Below are 16,492 nucleotides of genomic sequence, written 5' to 3'. Positions count from 1 at the left end.
CGTTCGCCCACAGCCATGCACCTGCCGCGCCCTCCGCTGCCCACCTACGACGACGTTGCCGAAGCGGCCCATCGCCTCAAGGGCATGGCACACCGCACGCCGGTGCTGAGTTCCAGCACGTTGGATGTGCTGCTCGGCGCGCAGGTGTTCTTCAAGTGCGAGAACCTGCAGCGCATGGGCGCGTTCAAGTTCCGCGGCGCGTTCAACGCACTGGTGCAGTTCAGCGAGGCGCAGCGCCAGCGCGGCGTGATCGCGTTCTCGTCGGGCAACCATGCACAGGCCATCGCGCTGTCGGCGCGGCTGCTGGAAATTCCCGCAGTCATCGTCATGCCGGAGGATGCGCCGCTTGCAAAGATAGCCGCCACGCGCGGCTACGGCGCCGAGGTGGTCACCTACAACCGCTTCACCGAAGACCGCGAGGCCATCAGCCGCCGCCTGGCCACCGAGCGCGGCATGACGCTGATTCCGCCCTTCGACCACGCCCACGTGATCGCCGGCCAGGGCACGGTGGCCAAGGAACTGTTCGAGGACGTGCCGCACCTGGACTACCTGTTCGTGCCTCTGGGCGGCGGCGGCCTGCTGTCGGGCTGCCTGCTGGCAGCCCGCGAACTGGCGCCGCAGTGCAAGGTGGTCGGCGTGGAGCCCGAGACCGGCAACGACGGACAGCAGTCCCTCAACGCAGGCCACGTGGTGCGCATCGACACACCGCAGACGATTGCCGACGGTGCGCAGACGCAGGCACTGGGCGCGCTCACCTTCCCCCTCATCCACGCCGGCGTTTCTGACATCGTGACCGCCACCGACGCGCAGCTCATGAGCGCGATGCACTTCTTTGCCGAACGCATGAAGATCGTGGTCGAGCCCACGGGCGCGCTGGGACTGGCGGGCGCGTGCCATGGCGGCGTGCGGCTGCAGGGCAAGCGCGTGGGCGTCGTCATCAGCGGCGGCAACGTGGACATGACCCGCTACGCACAGCTGCTGACCGCGGCGTCGGCAGATTGACCTGAGGCGGATGGGCCGCTGGCCGGCGGTGCGTCGGCGCTGCCCGCGCGCAGGGGCTTGGCGCCAGAGTGCAAAATTCCGGCTCCGATCTTTTTTTCTACCCCAATAAGAGGCACCAGCCCATGAGCAACGTCCACGTCATCGACCACCCCCTGGTACAGCACAAGCTGACCCTGATGCGCAAGAAGGACGCCAGCACCAACAGCTTCCGCCGCCTGCTGGGCGAGCTGTCCACCCTGATGGCTTACGAAGTCACGCGCGACATGCCGCTGCAGGACATCCAGATCGAAACCCCCCTGGAGACCATGACCGGCAAGGTCATCGACGGCAAGAAGCTCGTGCTCGTGTCCATCCTGCGCGCGGGCAACGGCTTCCTGGACGGCATGCTCAACGTGGTGCCGGGCGCGCGCATCGGCCACATCGGCCTGTACCGCGACCCGGACACGCTGCAGCCGGTCGAGTACTACTTCAAGATGCCCTCCGAGATGGCCGAGCGCGACATCATCGTCGTGGACCCGATGCTGGCCACCGGCAACTCCGCCGCCGCGGCCGTCGCGCGCCTCAAGCAACTGCAGCCGCGCTCGATCAAGTTCGTGTGCCTGCTGGCTGCACCCGAGGGCGTGGCCACGCTGCAAAAGGCCCACCCCGACGTGCCCATCTACACCGCCGCCATCGACCGCGAACTCAACGACCACGGTTACATACTGCCCGGCCTGGGCGATGCGGGCGACCGCATCTTCGGCACCAAGTAACGCGCTGGCGACAGGCGCTGCCCCGACCCTGGCCGCGCCGGTCGCTCCTACTTCAGACCATTTCGGACGATTTCGGACAACGTCGGCTACTGCGGCACCACCTGACCCACCGTGGCCGATGGCGCGGCCTGGCCCGCGGGTAGCGCCGGGCCGCCCGCGGCCTGGGCGTCGCGCCAGCCAGCCATGAGGTCATTGGCCATGGCCTGCAGCAACCGCTTTTCCCGCTCATCGAACGCGCGCGGCGCGGTGTCCATCAGGCACAGCGTGCCCAGCGCATGGCCCGCCGCGTCGCGCAGCGGAACGCCCGCGTAAAAGCGCAGACCCTGCTCGCGCAGCGCCGGATTGCCGGCAAAGCGCGCATCCCGCGCAATGTCGAGCACCACCAGCGACCGCTGCCGCGCCACCACATGCCCGCACAGCGACAGGCCGCGCGGCAGGCCCTGACCCGCCGAGCAGGCCTGCCCCCCGCCGGCCGCCAACGGGCCGTGCGCACACAGCGTGACCTGCCGCTCGCGATCCACCAGCGACACCATCGCCAACGGTACGTCGAAGATGTCGGCCGCGCGCTGGGCCGTGTGCTGGCACAACTGCTGCAGCGCGGGGCTGTCGAGCACGCCGCTGGCCTGCAGGGCGCGCAGGCGCGCCTCGTCGTCCGCGGGAATGGGCGCGGGGGTGTAGGCGCCTTCCACGCTGGCGCCCTGCAGCTGCGCCACCTGGGCCAGGGTTTCCTCCAGCGACAGCGCCAGCGCGTCGGCGCCCAGTTGGGCACTCAGCTCGTCCTGCGGCTGGGACTGCACCCCACCCCACAGCGCCAGCACGATGTGCACATGCGGCCAGCGGCGCTTGAGCCTGCGGCACAGGTGCCGCGCGGCGGCGGTGGGCTCGGGCGCGAGCCACACCACGCAGACCACGCGCACGGCGTCCAGGTCCAGGCCATCCAGATGTTCGGCGCTCATGGCGCCCTCCACGCGCGCCAGCGCCGGGCAATGCTGCAGCGACAGCGCATGCGCCAGCATGCGCGCCGCGAACAGGTCTACCTCCCACTTGCCGCCCAGGCACACCACCGGCTCTTGCGCAGCGGCGTCGGGCACCGGGTACTGCTCCTCCAACTCGTCCAGCAGCGCGTCCATGCCTTCGACCAGGCGCAGGCGGTGCTCGGGCGTGGCCACCTGCGCATGGTCACCCACGGCCATGCGCAGCACGGGCACGCCCACCTGGCCGTAGAAAGCGGGCACGGCGCCCTTCAGGGCCTCGATGCGGGTGGTGCTCAGCTCGATGGCCTCCGCCGCGTCGCCCGCCAGCAGTCGCTGGTAGATGCGCGTGGGCTCGTCCAGCACCGGCCGGCTGCCCAGCAGCACCTCCAGGAAGGCCAACTGCGGCAGGTAGCGGCCGATCACCAGCAGGCACACGGTGAGCGGCGTGGACATGATGAGCCCCACCGGCCCCCACAGCGCCGCCCAGAAGGTGGCCGCCACGATGAGCGACAGCGCCGACAGCCCGGTGCTGGACCCATACAGCCAGGGCTCGATGACGTTGTTGCTCACCAGTTCCAGCAGCACGATGAGGCCGAGCGTCCACAGCACCAGATCCCAGCCCGGGTCCACCGCGAAAGCGAGGGTGAGCGGAAACGCCGCAGCGATGAACGGCCCCAGGTAGGGCACGAAGCGCATCACCGCGGCCAGCGACCCCCACAGCACGGCACCGGGCACGCCGATGAGCCACAGGCCCGCCGCCATGGGAATGCCGTAGGTCACGTTCACCAGCAGTTGCATGGTCAGGTAGCGCGTGATGCGGTCGCCCGCCTCGTCCATGGCATCGGTGGCGCGGTGCAGATTGCCCCCCCACAGGCGCAGCAGGCGGTCGCGCAGGTCTACACGGTCCAGCAGGATGAAGATCACGAACACCAGCACCAGGCCCGCCTGGGTGAGCGGCCCACTGACCGCCGAGAGCGCGGCCATGAGCTGGTTGGCGGGCGACAGCACGGGCGGCTGCACCTGCACCTTTTGCACGGCCGGCGCGCGCGTGGCACCCGACAAGGCGGGAGCGGCCGCCTCCACCTCGCGCTGCACGATGTCGAAGGTGCGCTTGGCGCCGTCGAACATGCCGGGCGCGCGCAACTCCTGACGCAGGCTGCGCAGCTTCTTGCGGATGGTGCTCTGGTAGGAGGGCAGCTGCGCGCTCAGCTCGCGCGCCTCGTTACCCACGAACAGCGCCCCCACGCCCAGCACCATCAGCATTGCCATCACCACCGCGATGACCGAGGGCAGGCGCGGCAGGCCCATGCGCTTGAGCTGCGCCACCAGCGGCTCCAGCACGAAGCTCAGCAGGAACGCCAATGCCAGCGGCACCAGCAGCGTGCGGCCGAAATACAGGCCCGCGACCACCAGCGCCGCGATCACCAGGCCGATCATGAACCGCAGGCTGGGCACCGTGGCGTCCAAGGCCGTGGCGGTGTGCACGGTGCGCTGCGGCGGATAGCCCGAAGCGGTGGCGCCGCGCGCCGCCCCCGTATCCCTGGCCGGCCTGGAATCGGTCGGCTCCTGCGGCCCGCTGTTGCCCATGGCGTTGTCCCCTTGCATCGCTTCTCGAAGTCGTTTCCGGCGCGTATTGTCTGCTGCGCGGCCCCGCGCCCCTGTAGGCGGCAGCCGCCACAGAATGCACGCGGGCGGACGACTGACAGCGCACGCCGTGCACCGCGCCGCCCGCAGGGCGCTCCGCCCTACCGATCAATGACCTAAAATAGCCCCAGCGCGCTTGCAGCAAGCGCGAGCAGCTATCAAAATAAAAGCGCCTCTGCCGCACCGCCCCGTCGGCACGCACCTACCGGCCTACCCGAACAAAACCACCGCGCCGCCGCCTTGACCGCCACCGCCACTCCCCTGATTGCCGCCGGCACCCTGCTGGGCGGCATCGGCCTGTTCCTGCTGGGCATGACCATGCTGACCGACGGGCTCAAGCTGGCGGCCGGGCGCGCGCTGGAGCGCATCCTGGCCGCCTGGACGCGCACGCCGCTGCACGGGCTGGTGACGGGAGTGGCACTCACGGCGCTGGTGCAATCGTCCACCGCCATGACGGTGGCGGCCATCGGTTTCGTCAACGCGGGGTTGCTGGACTTCAGCTCCGCGCTGTGGGTGGTGTTCGGCTCCAATCTGGGTTCATCGGTCACCGGCTGGCTCGTGGCGTGGCTAGGCTTTGCGGTGAAGGCCGATGCCTTCGCGCTGCCCTTCATCGGCATCGGCATGGCGCTGCAAATCACCGGCAGCGGCACGCGGCGCGGGGCGCTGGGCCAGGCGGTGGCGGGGTTCGGCGTGCTGTTCCTGGGTATCGAACTGCTGCGCCAGGGCTTCACCGGGCTGGGTCCGCAGGCGCTGCCACCGCTGTCCAGCGACCTGCCGGGCCTGGCGCTGGCAGTGCTCATCGGCCTGGGCATGACGGTGGTGCTGCAGGCCTCGTCGGCCACGCTGGCGGTGGTGCTGACGGCCGTGGCGGGCGGCTCGCTGGCGGTGGAAGTGGGCGCGGGCGTGGTCATCGGCGCCAACGTGGGCACCACGCTCACGGGCATCCTGGCCGCCATCCACGCCACGTCCAACGCGCGGCGCCTGGCGGCGGCACACGTGCTGTTCAACGTGGTGACGGCCGCGGCGGCCCTGGCGCTGCTGTCGCCCCTGCTCGCGGCCATCCACCACCTGGGCGTATGGCTCACGGGTGAGGGAGACGCAGTGACGCAGCTCGTGATCTTCCACACCGCGTTCAACCTGCTGGGCGTTCTGCTCATGTGGCCGCTGTCGGGGCCGCTCGCGCGCTTTCTGCTGGCACGCTTTCGCTCGGCGGACGAAGACGTGGCCCGTGCGCAGTTCCTGGACCACAACGTGGCCGCCGTGCCCGCGCTGGCCCTGCAGGCGCTGCGCCGCGAGATGGCGCGCGTAGGCCACCTGGCACTGCAGCTGGCGTCGGATGCCACCCGCATGGCGCCCGTCGCCCTGCCCTGGCAACCGGCCGGCGCACAGGCCGCGAGCCAGCTCACGCGCCAGTTGCAGGCGCTGGAGCAGCTGCAGCAGCAGGTGGGCGCGTTTGTGAGCGACGTGAGCCGCCAGCCGCTGTCGCGCGACGTGGCCGACCAGATGCCCGAGCTGCTGCGCATTGCGGGCTACTACGACACGCTGGCGCGTGTCATGCACCAGGTGGGCCAGCAGGCGCTGCGCGTCACACACCCCGCAACGGTGGCGCCCACCACGCCCGAAGGCCACCCCCTGGCCGCACTGCCCCTGGCCTTCACCGCGGCGCTGGATTTCTTTGCTGCCGCTGATCCCAAGGCCCACGACCTGGACCAGGTGAACACCGCACACGCCGTGTTCGACGCGGCGTACGAAGCCGCCAAGGCCGCCGTGCTGCGCGCGGGTGCCCAGGGCTTGCTGGAAGTGACGGCCGCGCACGAGTGGACGGGCCTGCTGGGCGACCTGCGCCGCGCCGTGGAACAGGCCCACAAGGCCGCGCAGCATCTGGCGGCCCTGCCGCGTCTCAAGCCCACCCCGCCCGCCAACGGCCCCACAGGCGGCACACCCGGCGCCGAGTGATCCGCGAGAGTAGATCATGCAAAAAGTGCCTGAAACGCCCTTACATACTGCGCTATCCGCTATATAAAACATAGCAATCCGAGCACACCCGTACGGCTGCACTCCCAGCGGGTGTTCCGTCATGGGTCGGCGCACTGTTGCGTTATGGCACACGGCTGCGCCGCTGCGGCACAGCCGCGGCACGCCCCACCGCCCCCTTCCCTCTGCAGCCGTGCTGGCACGGCGCTTGCACTGAGGCACTGCCGCCGCCGCATCGGTGGCATTCCTTCACAAGCACTCAGGAGACACCACATGAACATGGCCGAAATCGCCAGCCTTGGCATCGCCAATCCCTACAAGCAGCAGTACGGCAACTACATCGGCGGGCAGTGGGTGGCGCCCGTGGACGGGCAGTACTTCGAGAACATCTCGCCCATCAACGGCCAGAAGTTCACGGCCGTGCCGCGCTCCAACAGCAAGGACATCGACGCCGCACTGGACGCCGCGCACAAAGCCAAGGCCGCGTGGGGCCGCACCTCGACCACCGAGCGTGCCAACATCCTGAACCGGATCGCCGACCGCATGGAGGCCAACCTGCTGCAGATCGCCGTGGCCGAGACCATCGACAACGGCAAGCCGCTGCGCGAGACCATGGCAGCCGACATTCCGCTGGCCATCGACCACTTCCGCTACTTCGCCGGCGCCGTGCGCGCGCAGGAGGGCGGCATCAGCGAGATCGACGCCGACACCATCGCCTACCACTTCCATGAACCGCTGGGCGTGGTCGGGCAGATCATTCCGTGGAACTTCCCCATCCTGATGGCGGTGTGGAAGCTCGCCCCCGCGCTGGCTGCGGGCAACTGCGTGGTGCTGAAACCCGCGGAGCAGACGCCCGCCTCCATCTTGGTGCTGATGGAGATCATTGGCGACCTGCTGCCGCCGGGCGTGGTCAACGTGGTCAACGGCTTTGGCCTGGAGGCCGGCAAGCCGCTGGCCTCCAGCAACCGCATCGCAAAAATAGCCTTCACCGGCGAGACCACCACCGGCCGGCTCATCATGCAGTACGCCAGCCAGAACATCATTCCCGTGACGCTGGAGCTGGGCGGCAAGAGCCCCAACATCTTCTTTGAGGACGTGATGTCCGCCGACGACGGCTTCTTCGACAAGGCGCTGGAAGGCTTTGCGATGTTCGCGCTGAACCAGGGCGAGGTCTGCACCTGCCCCAGCCGCGCGTTGATCCAGGAATCGATCTACGAGCGCTTCATGGAGCGCGCGCTCAAGCGCGTGGCCGCCATCCAGCAAGGCCACCCGCTGGACAAGAACACCATGATCGGCGCCCAGGCCTCGCAGGAGCAACTGGAAAAGATCCTTTCTTACCTGGACCTGGGCAAGCAGGAAGGCGCCCAGTGCCTCATCGGCGGCGCGCGCAACACCGCCCTGGGCGGCGACCTGGCCGGCGGCTACTACGTGCAGCCCACGGTGTTCAAGGGCCACAACAAGATGCGCATCTTCCAGGAGGAAATCTTCGGCCCCGTGGTCTCGGTGACCACCTTCAAGACCGAAGAAGAGGCGCTGGAGATCGCCAACGACACGCTCTACGGCCTGGGCGCGGGCGTGTGGAGCCGTGATGGCGCGCGCGCCTTCCGCATGGGCAAGGGCATCCAGGCCGGGCGCGTGTGGACCAACTGCTACCACCACTACCCCGCGCACGCCGCGTTTGGCGGCTACAAGCAGTCGGGCATCGGCCGTGAGAACCACAAGATGATGCTGGACCACTACCAGCAGACCAAGAACCTGCTGGTGAGCTACACCCAGCAGCCGCTGGGCTTCTTCTAAGCCCATACAGCGCCCCCACTGGCCGTCCCAGCGGGGGCGGCTGTGCACGGGGGCTCCCCTTGCGTTCATTTGCACAGAGAAGGAGGTTTATCCCATGCCAGCCAAGACAATGAAAGCCGCCGTGGTCCGTGAGTTCGGCAAGCCGCTGACGATCGAAGAGGTGCCCGTGCCCGCCCCCACCGCCGACCAGATCCTGGTGAAGATCGAGGCCTCGGGCGTGTGCCACACCGACCTGCACGCCGCCGAGGGCGACTGGCCCGTCAAGCCCAATCCGCCCTTCATCCCGGGGCATGAGGGCGTGGGCTTCGTCGCTGCCGTGGGGGCCAACGTCAAGCATGTGAAGGAAGGCGACCGCGTAGGCGTGCCCTGGCTGCACTCGGCCTGCGGCTGTTGCACGCACTGCCTGGGTGGTTGGGAGACGCTGTGCGAGTCGCAGAGCAACACGGGGTATTCGGTCAACGGCGGTTTTGCCGACTACGCGCTGGCCGACCCCAACTACGTGGGCCACCTGCCGAAAGACGTGGGCTTCGTGGACATCGCCCCCGTGCTGTGCGCCGGCGTGACCGTGTACAAAGGCCTGAAGGTGACCGACACCAAGCCCGGCGACTGGGTGGCGATTTCCGGCATTGGCGGCCTGGGCCACATGGCCGTGCAGTACGCCCGCGCCATGGGGCTGAACGTGGCTGCGGTGGACGTGGACGACAACAAGCTCGCGCTGGCCCGCCAGCTGGGCGCCAGCGTGACGGTGAACGCGCGCGACACCGACCCGGCCGCCTTCCTGCAAAAGGAGATCGGCGGTGCGCACGGTGCGCTGGTCACGGCCGTGTCGCCCAAGGCCTTCGAGCAGGCGCTGGGCATGGTGCGGCGCGGCGGCACGGTGTCGCTCAACGGGTTGCCGCCGGGCAACTTTCCGCTGCCCATCTTCGACATGGTGCTGCGCGGCGTGACCGTGCGCGGCTCCATCGTCGGCACGCGGCTGGACCTGCAGGAGTCGCTGGACTTCGCCGCGCGCGGCCAGGTGAAGGCCACGGTGCGCACCGAGAAGCTGGAGAACATCAACGACGTGTTCGCGCGCATGCACAAGGGCCAGATCCAGGGCCGCGTGGTGCTGGACATGGCGGCCTGACGCCGCAGCACAGGCAACGCCATGACCACGCCAGCGCCGCCCGCCACCCGCGTGTCGGCCACACCCGAGGCCACGGCGCTCATCAAGCGCCTGGTGGCCCAGCACGGGCCGCTGATGTTCCACCAGTCGGGCGGCTGCTGCGACGGCAGCGCGCCCATGTGCTTTGCCCGCGGGGAATTCCTGCTGGGCGATGCCGACGTGCTGCTGGGCGAGATCGCCGGGCAGCCGTTCTACATGAGCCGCTCGCAGTTCGCGTACTGGGAGCACACGCACCTCCTCATCGATGCGGTGCCGGGCGGCGGGGGTATGTTCTCGCTCGAAGGGCCCACGGGCATGCGCTTTCTCACGCGCTCACGGCTGTACACCGACGAGGAATGGGCCGCCATCGAAGCGCTGGGGCCGCCGCCATCGGGCGGCCAGTGACGCTGTTCTAGAGTTGCTCTTTATTTAATAGCTGCTCGCGCTGTATCGGTGGCGTTTTTCAGGTCAATTTCGACTGAATCACCCGCCCAACCAGCGCAAAGCGCTCCTTTTTCAGGAGCGACACGACTGCGCGCGCAGGTAGCGGTACACCGTGTTGCGCGACACGCCCAACGCGCGCGCGGCGGCGGAGACATTGCCCGCGTGCGCATCCAGTGCCTGCTGCAGCGCATGGGCCGCCACGTCGCCCAGCGGCCGCACGCTGGCCGGGGCTGGGGCCGCGGCGCGCGCGCCGTCCGCTGGCGGCACCGCCGGCTGAGAGAACGCCTGCGCCACCACGCGGCCCTGCTGCGCCAGCGCCTCGCATTCCTCCAGGAAGTCCTCCGGCAGGTGCGCGCACGTGATCGCGTCCGCGCCCTCGGCCAACAGCGTCGACGTGCGCAGCACGTTGGACAGCTGGCGCAGGTTGCCCGGCCAGGGGTGGGCGGCGAACAACGCCATCACCTCGGGCGCCACCGGCATGGGGCTGTCCGCGCCGGGAGAGTCGTGCTGGGCGCGCAGCAACCGCTGCACGATCACCGCCAGGTCCGTGCGCTCGCGCAGCGCAGGCAGTCGCACCACCAGGCCGTTCAGCCGGTAGTACAGGTCGTCACGGAACTGGCCGTCGGCCATCATGGCGCGCAGGTTGCGGTGCGTGGCGCAGACCACGTTCACGTCCACCTCGATCTGTCGCGTGCTGCCCAGAGGCGCCACGCTGCGCTCCTGCAGCACGCGCAGCAGCCGCGCCTGCATGGCCAGCGGCATGTCGCCAATCTCGTCCAGGAACAGCGTGCCGCCGTGCGCCTGCACGATCTTGCCCACGCTGCCCTTGCGCCGCGCGCCGGTGAAGGCGCCCTCTTCGTAGCCGAACAACTCGGCCTCGATCAGCGACTCGGGAATGGACGCGCAGTTCACCGCCACGAAGGGCCCCCGCGCGCGCGGGCCGTCGTTATGGATGGCACGTGCCAGCAGCTCCTTGCCGGTGCCCGTCTCACCCAGGATCATCGTGGGCACGCCACGCCCCAGCAGCCGCGTGACGCGCTCGATCACCTGCGCCAGCTGGGCATCGCCCGTGTCCAGGTAGCGCAGGCTGGACAGGCCCGGCGCCGCGGCGGGTCGCGCGCGCGGCGGCGGGGCCGCGGCCGGGCCGTCCGGGCACACCGGCAGCGTGACGCCGCCGCGTGGCGCAAACTCCACCTGTGCGTGCACCGACACGCCTGCCGGCAGTTGCAGCGCAAGCAGCGTGGGCACCGAGCGGCGCGCATGCTCCAGCAGCGCGCCCATCGACAGGCCGAACAGCGAGGTGAAGGTGTGTGCCGCCAGCGCCGGTCCCGACAACCCCAGCTGGAACTGCGCGCTGCGGTTGGCCGCCAGAAAGCGCCCCTGCGGGGTGAACGCCGCCAGCCCTTCCATGAGCGTGCACAGGAACTCCGCGCGCGCATGAAAGCGCAGGCGCACGGCATCCTCGTACACCTTGCCGAAGAGGTGGTTCTCCACCATCGCGGCGGACATGCGCACCAGCGCCAGCGTGTGGGCGCTGTGGCCGCGGCGGTCGCCGCTCACGTCCAGCGCGCCGAGGATCTGCCCCTGCGGATCCAGGATGGGAGCGCATGAACAGGTGAGGAACTGGTTGGCTTCCAGGTAATGCTGGCGCCCGTTGATCTGCACCGCATCGCCCAGGGCCAACGCCGTACCAATGGCGTTGGTGCCCTTGCTGCGCTCCGACCAGCCCGCACCGGGCTGCAGGGCCACGCGGCCGGCGCGGTCCAGGAAGGCATCATCGCCCTCGGCATGCAGGATCACCCCCTGCGCGTCGGTCAGCATCACCATGCTCTGCGTGCCGCGCAGCTGCTGCGCCAGGGTTTCCATGACGGGCCGCGCATGGGCGCACAGGGCCTCGTTGCGTGCCACGGTCCAGGCCAGGGTCTGGCGGTCCAGCAGGTGCAGGTCGGCCTGCTCATGGGGCTGCAGCCCGAACGACTGCGAGCGGGCGTGGGCCTGGGCGACGACGCCTGCCGTGGTCAGCGCCAGCGCGGCACCCGCGGAAGGATGCGCGCCGGGCGTTGCGGTGCGGTGCATGGTGTCTCCTATGCAAGCTATGCGCTGCACGGCACGCGGCCAGGCGGCGCTTTGGGACCGGACGATAGCATCAACGGCCGCTGACGAGCCCAGCAACCGCGGCGGGCACGCTGGCATGGGGCTGCGCCCACGCGTGGGCCAACGCCTGCAGGGCAGTGCCTGCGTCCTGCTCGAGCTTGAGCGCCAGCAGCCCGTCGGCCCGTGTACGCCCCTGGTTGACCGCTGCCACCGGCAGGCCCGCATCGGCCGCCGCCTGCACGAACCGAAAGCCCGAATACACCATGAGCGACGAGCCCACGACGAGCACCGCTTGCGAGCGTGCCAGCGCCGCGCGCGCGGCCTCCACACGCTCGCGCGGCACGCTCTCGCCAAAGAACACCACGTCGGGCTTGAGCAGGCCGTTGCCGCAATGTGCGCAGGAAGGCACATCGAAGCCGCCGAAATCCAGCCCCTCCAGATCGGCGTCCCCATCGGGCGCAGCGCTGGCCTGCAGCGCCACCCATCCGGGGTTGCGCCGCTCCAGTTCGTGTTGCAACGCGGTACGCGGCGCACGCATGCCGCAGTCCATGCACAGCACGGTGTCGATGCGCCCGTGCAGGTCCAGCGTGCGCTGGCTGCCCGCTGCGCTGTGCAGGCCGTCCACGTTCTGGGTCAACAGCAGTTCGATACGGCCCGCCGCTTCCAGCGCAGCCAGCGCACGGTGCGCCGAACCGGGCTGGGCGCGGCCCATCACCCGCCAGCCCAGCAGGCTGCGCGCCCAGTAGCGCCGGCGCGTGGCTTCATCGCCCATGAAGGCCTGGAAGGTGACGGGCTGGGGGCGCTTCCATTCACCGTTGTGGTCGCGGTAGTCGGGAATGCCCACCTCCGTACTGCAGCCCGCGCCCGTGATGACGAACAGGCGCGGATGGCGGCGCACGAAGTCAAGCAGCGCATCAACGTTGGCGGCAGCTTGCATCACAGCCCTCAGTCCATGCCGGGCGCGATGCTCTCGGCGTAGTCGTACACCGCACCGAGGATGGCCTCGGTGCGTTCGTCATCGGCCTCGGCACCCAGCGTGTCCAGGCGCTCGAACAGCGCGTCGAACGTCAGCCCGCCGCCCTCGCCCTCCACCAGCACGGCCATGCGGTGCGCCTCCCAGCGCTCCTGCTCCTCGGGCGAGAGCGTGTGCGGGAAGTTGCGCGCACGGTAGCGCCAGACCAGCTCGGCCAGGCGCGCGTCGTCAAAACCCAGGCGCTCGTGCGCCAGCTCTTCGCCGGGCAATGCGCGCAGACGGTTCAAGCGGCGGCGATCCTCATTGCCCACGAAGCCGCCGTACAGGTCCTGGTCCACATCCAGCGGCCCCTCCGCAGGGCGCTGGAACACCTGGGCCCACACGGCTGTCAGGTCGGGCAACGCGCGCGCCGCGGCGGCATGCAGCGCGGCCTGTGGCAGGTCGATGCCCCAGCGCTGCGCCATGGCCGGCGTGAGCGTATTGAGGTTACCCACCACCATCGGCGACTTGTTCAGATGCACGCTCTTGAGCGGCAGGCGCGTCACGCCTTCGGGCAGGTCGGCCGCGCGCGTGAACAGGCGCGTGCGGATCTCGTCAGCGGACAGCCGGGCCAGCTCGGAAGGGTCTTGCGCCAGATCCCAGGCCAGCAGCTCATTCTTGTTGGTCGGGTGGCTGGCCAGCGGCCACATCACGGCCAGGCAGCCGCGTTCGGTAGGGAACATGCCCGAAACGTGCAGGAACGGCCGTGCCTCCTGCGCCGTGGTGGGCAGGCGCAACTCGGCCGCCACGCGGTCCTTCTTGTGCAGGGACAGCGCGAAGTCGAACAGCCGCGGGTTGCGTGAACGGATGAGCCGCGCCAGTGCGATGGTCGCGCGCACGTCCGACAGCGCGTCGTGCGCGGCGTCGTGCGCCAGGCCGTTGGCCTGGGACAGATGCTCCAGGCGGAAGCTGGGCTTGCCGTCCACCTCGGGCCACTCGATGCCCTCGGGGCGCAGCGCGTAGGTCAGGCGCACCACATCCAGCAGGTCCCAGCGGCCGCACTGGTTCTGCCACTCGCGCGCATACGGGTCCATGAGATTGCGCCAGAACATGAAGCGCGTGATCTCGTCGTCGAAACGGATGGTGTTGTAGCCCACGCCAATGGTGCCGGGCAGCGCCAGCTCGGCCTCGATGCGGGCGGCGAACTCGCGCTCGGGCAGGCCCTTTTCCAGGCACAGCTGGGGCGTGATGCCGGTGATCAGGCACGACTGCGGATCCGGCAGATAGTCGTTGGCCGGGCGGCAGTAGATCATCAGCGGCTCGCCGATCTCGTTGAGCTCGGCATCGGTGCGGACGGCGGCAAACTGTGCGGGGCGGTCGCGGCGCGTGTTGGCGCCAAAGGTTTCGTAGTCGTGCCAGAGAAAAGTGTGCATGAGGAAGAAGTTGCAGCCGGAAACAGTGCCAGGGCGAAGTATGCATGGCAGGCCGGCACAATGGCCGCATGCGTTTTCTCTTCATGCCCGACACCCTCGCCCGGCGCCGCGCCGCCGCCTCCGCACTGGGCGTGGCAGCACTGGCGGGGTGCGCCTCCGCTCCGCCAGCGACCCCCGCCGTAGCGGCTCCATCCGCTGCACCCAGCGCCCCTGCGCCCGCGCCGGTTATCCCCCAACTGCCGTCGCCCGCAGCGCCCACCACCCCGGCGCCTGCCCCGGCAACATCCACCGTGGAACCTGCGAGCACGCCGGTCGCGCCGCCGGCGCCCGACACCACCGCAACCACGCTGGCCGGCTTCCACGCCTGGGTGAGCGCCTTTGCACGCGAGGCGCTGGCCGCCGGCATCCGCCCGCAGACCGTGGCCGCCACCCTGGGCCAGGCGCAGTGGCAACCGCGCGTGGTGGAACTGGACCGCGCCCAGCCCGAATTCACCCGCCCGCCCTGGGCCTACCTGGACAGCGCAGTGTCATCCCAGCGCATTGCGCAGGGACGCGAGCAGCGGCACCAGTACGCCGACGCGCTGGACGCGGCAGCGCAGCGCTACGGCGTGCCCGCCAGCGTGGTCACGGCCATCTGGGGCATGGAGAGCAACTATGGCCGCAACTTCGGCAGCTTCCGCACCGTGGATGCGCTGGCGACCCTCGCCTACGACGGGCGCCGCAGCGCATGGGCCCAGCGGGAGCTGCTGGCCGCGTTGCGCATCGTGGACCAGGGCGACATCGCGGCCGACGCGCTCATCGGCTCCTGGGCCGGAGCCATGGGGCACACGCAGTTTCTGCCCTCGGTGTTCCTTGCCCATGCGGTGGATGCCGACGGGGACGGGCGGCGCGATATCTGGGGCAGCGTGCCCGACGTGGTGGCGTCCACGGCCAACTTCCTGGCCCATTCGGGCTGGAAGAGCGGTGAGCCGTGGGGCGCCGAAGTGCTGCTGCCGCCCGGCTTCGACTACGCACGCGCCGAACTGAGCGTGCGCCAAGCCAGCAGCGACTGGGCCGCTGAAGGGGTGCGCGGCGTGGGTGACGCGGAGCTGCCGCCGCTGCAGGACGCCTCCGTCCTTACCCCGGCAGGCGCGCGTGGACCCGCCATCCTGGTCGGGCCCAACTTCCGCGCGCTGCTGCGCTACAACAACTCGGTGAACTACGCCCTGGCCGTGGGCCTGCTGGCACGGCAGATCGACGGCGGCGCGGGCCTGGCATCCGCCTGGCCGCGCGAACTGCAGCCTCTGTCGCGCAGCGAAGTACGCGCGCTGCAGGAGGCGCTGAATGCACGCGGCCTGGACACCGGCACGCCCGACGGCGTGGCAGGACCCGCCACGCGCGCTGGGGTGCGCCGCTACCAGCAAAGTGTGGGCTTGCCCGCCGATGGCTATGCCACGCGCGAACTATTGCAGCGACTGCTGACGCCCTGAGCCGGCGTCACCCCGTTGTTTTTACTCCTTCTTGATAGCTACTAGCGCTTGCTGCATGAGCGCTAGAGCCTGATTTCATCAAGATCGCCGCTTCACTCGAAGCCGCGACCCTCGCCCGCCTCCTCGTGGGTCACGCCGTCGCGTATGTGGTAGATGCGCTTGAAGGTGGGAATGATCTTCTCGTCGTGCGTGACGACGATGATGGCCGTTTCCAGGCGCCGCGCCATGTCGTTCAGGATGCGGATCACCGCCATGGCACGTTGCGAATCCAGCGGCGCCGTGGGCTCGTCGGCCAGGATCACCGGCGGGCGGTTGACCAAGCCGCGGGCGATGGCCACACGCTGCTGCTCCCCGCCCGACAGTTGCGATGGCATGGCCGTGGCGCGGTGCTGCACGTCCAGGGCCGTGAGCAACTCCAGTGCGCGGCGGCGCGCCTCGTCGTTGGGCACGCCGGCCAGCATGGGCAGCAGCGCCACGTTGTCGGTGGCATCCAGAAACTGGATCAGGTACGGCGCCTGGAACACGAAGCCGATCTGGTCGCGGCGCAGCGCGCGCAGGTCGGGTACTTGCCAGCCGTCGTCATAGATCACCGTATCGCCCAGCGTCATGCGGCCCGACGTGGGGTCGATCACCGCGCCCAGGCACTTGAGCAGCGTGCTCTTGCCCGAGCCGGACGGGCCGATCAGGCCCACCACCTCACCCGGTGCCACGTGCATGTTCACGTCCTTGAGGGCGAGGAACGCCGTGTCGCCGGAGCCGTAGCGCTTGGTCAGGCGCTCGATGTGGATCCCTTTCCTGCTCATTGCTGCGTCC

At 69.6% G+C, this 16,492-nt stretch carries 12 protein-coding genes; 7 read left to right on the top strand and 5 right to left on the bottom strand.

All coding sequences use genetic code 11. The annotated features are described in order from the left end of the window. The first annotated feature begins 15 nt into the window (after nt 1-15). The gene (locus DTPSY_RS08530; protein WP_015913243.1) at nt 16-1,002 is read left to right on the top strand and encodes a threo-3-hydroxy-L-aspartate ammonia-lyase; all 987 of its coding nucleotides are present in this window, start codon (nt 16-18) and stop codon (nt 1,000-1,002) included. Between the two features lie 122 nt (nt 1,003-1,124). After that, nucleotides 1,125-1,754 (top strand): uracil phosphoribosyltransferase, encoded by a 630-nt coding sequence (gene upp / locus DTPSY_RS08525; protein WP_015913242.1) that lies wholly within the window; start codon nt 1,125-1,127, stop codon nt 1,752-1,754. 86 nt (nt 1,755-1,840) lie between these two features. Here the strand turns inward: upp and DTPSY_RS08520 are convergent, their stop codons facing one another. Beyond that, nucleotides 1,841-4,333: an AI-2E family transporter gene (locus DTPSY_RS08520; RefSeq protein WP_015913241.1), complete on the bottom strand. Its 2,493-nt coding sequence runs from the start codon at nt 4,331-4,333 to the stop codon at nt 1,841-1,843. Between the two features lie 279 nt (nt 4,334-4,612). On the opposite strand from DTPSY_RS08520, the gene DTPSY_RS08515 reads away from it, so the two are divergent. The 4 genes from DTPSY_RS08515 to DTPSY_RS08500 all read left to right on the top strand — a co-directional run bounded on the left by DTPSY_RS08515 (nt 4,613) and on the right by DTPSY_RS08500 (nt 9,692). Further along, nucleotides 4,613-6,328 carry a Na/Pi cotransporter family protein gene (locus DTPSY_RS08515; protein WP_015913240.1) on the top strand — a complete coding sequence of 572 codons (1,716 nt, stop codon included), beginning with the start codon at nt 4,613-4,615 and terminating at the stop codon, nt 6,326-6,328. A 291-nt stretch (nt 6,329-6,619) separates the two neighbouring features. Next, the gene (adh, locus tag DTPSY_RS08510; RefSeq protein WP_011805141.1) at nt 6,620-8,143 is read left to right on the top strand and encodes an aldehyde dehydrogenase; all 1,524 of its coding nucleotides are present in this window, start codon (nt 6,620-6,622) and stop codon (nt 8,141-8,143) included. Between the two features lie 94 nt (nt 8,144-8,237). Beyond that, a complete protein-coding gene (adhP, locus tag DTPSY_RS08505; RefSeq protein ID WP_015913239.1) occupies nt 8,238-9,269 on the top strand; it encodes an alcohol dehydrogenase AdhP in 1,032 nt (343 codons plus the stop codon). Nucleotides 9,270-9,290: 21 nt separating this feature from the next. Next, the gene (locus DTPSY_RS08500) at nt 9,291-9,692 is read left to right on the top strand and encodes a DUF779 domain-containing protein (protein WP_015913238.1); all 402 of its coding nucleotides are present in this window, start codon (nt 9,291-9,293) and stop codon (nt 9,690-9,692) included. A gap of 111 nt (nt 9,693-9,803) precedes the next feature. On the opposite strand, the gene DTPSY_RS08495 is transcribed toward DTPSY_RS08500, so the two are convergent. The 3 genes from DTPSY_RS08495 to sbcB all read right to left on the bottom strand — a co-directional run bounded on the left by DTPSY_RS08495 (nt 9,804) and on the right by sbcB (nt 14,210). After that, the gene (locus DTPSY_RS08495) at nt 9,804-11,807 is read right to left on the bottom strand and encodes a sigma-54-dependent Fis family transcriptional regulator (RefSeq protein ID WP_015913237.1); all 2,004 of its coding nucleotides are present in this window, start codon (nt 11,805-11,807) and stop codon (nt 9,804-9,806) included. A gap of 70 nt (nt 11,808-11,877) precedes the next feature. Continuing rightward, nucleotides 11,878-12,762, bottom strand: a complete 885-nt coding sequence (locus tag DTPSY_RS08490; protein WP_015913236.1) for an NAD-dependent protein deacetylase — start codon at nt 12,760-12,762, stop codon at nt 11,878-11,880. An 8-nt stretch (nt 12,763-12,770) separates the two neighbouring features. After that, nucleotides 12,771-14,210, bottom strand: a complete 1,440-nt coding sequence (gene sbcB / locus DTPSY_RS08485) for an exodeoxyribonuclease I (protein WP_015913235.1) — start codon at nt 14,208-14,210, stop codon at nt 12,771-12,773. 68 nt (nt 14,211-14,278) lie between these two features. On the opposite strand from sbcB, the gene DTPSY_RS08480 reads away from it, so the two are divergent. Next, nucleotides 14,279-15,679, top strand: a complete 1,401-nt coding sequence (locus tag DTPSY_RS08480) for a lytic murein transglycosylase (protein WP_015913234.1) — start codon at nt 14,279-14,281, stop codon at nt 15,677-15,679. 92 nt (nt 15,680-15,771) lie between these two features. Here the strand turns inward: DTPSY_RS08480 and DTPSY_RS08475 are convergent, their stop codons facing one another. Beyond that, entirely contained in the window at nt 15,772-16,482 is a 711-nt protein-coding gene (locus DTPSY_RS08475) for an ABC transporter ATP-binding protein (RefSeq protein WP_015913233.1), read from the bottom strand. Nucleotides 16,483-16,492 lie beyond the last annotated feature (10 nt).

Origin of the sequence: [Acidovorax] ebreus TPSY, from assembly GCF_000022305.1 — a bacterium.
Lineage (GTDB): Bacteria > Pseudomonadota > Gammaproteobacteria > Burkholderiales > Burkholderiaceae_C > Diaphorobacter > Diaphorobacter nitroreducens.
The sequence above is the reverse complement of the archived record's forward strand: the minus strand, read 5'-3'. Positions and strand labels throughout refer to the sequence as shown.

What these genes read in the sequence shown, in the direction of transcription:
- DTPSY_RS08530 (WP_015913243.1), top strand. Translation starts at nt 16, where the DNA reads ATGCACCTGCCGCGCCCTCCGCTGCCCACCTACGACGACGTTGCCGAA.
- upp (WP_015913242.1), top strand. Translation starts at nt 1,125, where the DNA reads ATGAGCAACGTCCACGTCATCGACCACCCCCTGGTACAGCACAAGCTG.
- DTPSY_RS08520 (WP_015913241.1), bottom strand. Translation starts at nt 4,333, where the DNA reads ATGCAAGGGGACAACGCCATGGGCAACAGCGGGCCGCAGGAGCCGACC.
- adh (WP_011805141.1), top strand. Translation starts at nt 6,620, where the DNA reads ATGAACATGGCCGAAATCGCCAGCCTTGGCATCGCCAATCCCTACAAG.
- adhP (WP_015913239.1), top strand. Translation starts at nt 8,238, where the DNA reads ATGCCAGCCAAGACAATGAAAGCCGCCGTGGTCCGTGAGTTCGGCAAG.
- DTPSY_RS08500 (WP_015913238.1), top strand. Translation starts at nt 9,291, where the DNA reads ATGACCACGCCAGCGCCGCCCGCCACCCGCGTGTCGGCCACACCCGAG.
- DTPSY_RS08495 (WP_015913237.1), bottom strand. Translation starts at nt 11,807, where the DNA reads ATGCACCGCACCGCAACGCCCGGCGCGCATCCTTCCGCGGGTGCCGCG.
- DTPSY_RS08490 (WP_015913236.1), bottom strand. Translation starts at nt 12,762, where the DNA reads ATGCAAGCTGCCGCCAACGTTGATGCGCTGCTTGACTTCGTGCGCCGC.
- sbcB (WP_015913235.1), bottom strand. Translation starts at nt 14,210, where the DNA reads ATGCACACTTTTCTCTGGCACGACTACGAAACCTTTGGCGCCAACACG.
- DTPSY_RS08480 (WP_015913234.1), top strand. Translation starts at nt 14,279, where the DNA reads ATGCGTTTTCTCTTCATGCCCGACACCCTCGCCCGGCGCCGCGCCGCC.
- DTPSY_RS08475 (WP_015913233.1), bottom strand. Translation starts at nt 16,482, where the DNA reads ATGAGCAGGAAAGGGATCCACATCGAGCGCCTGACCAAGCGCTACGGC.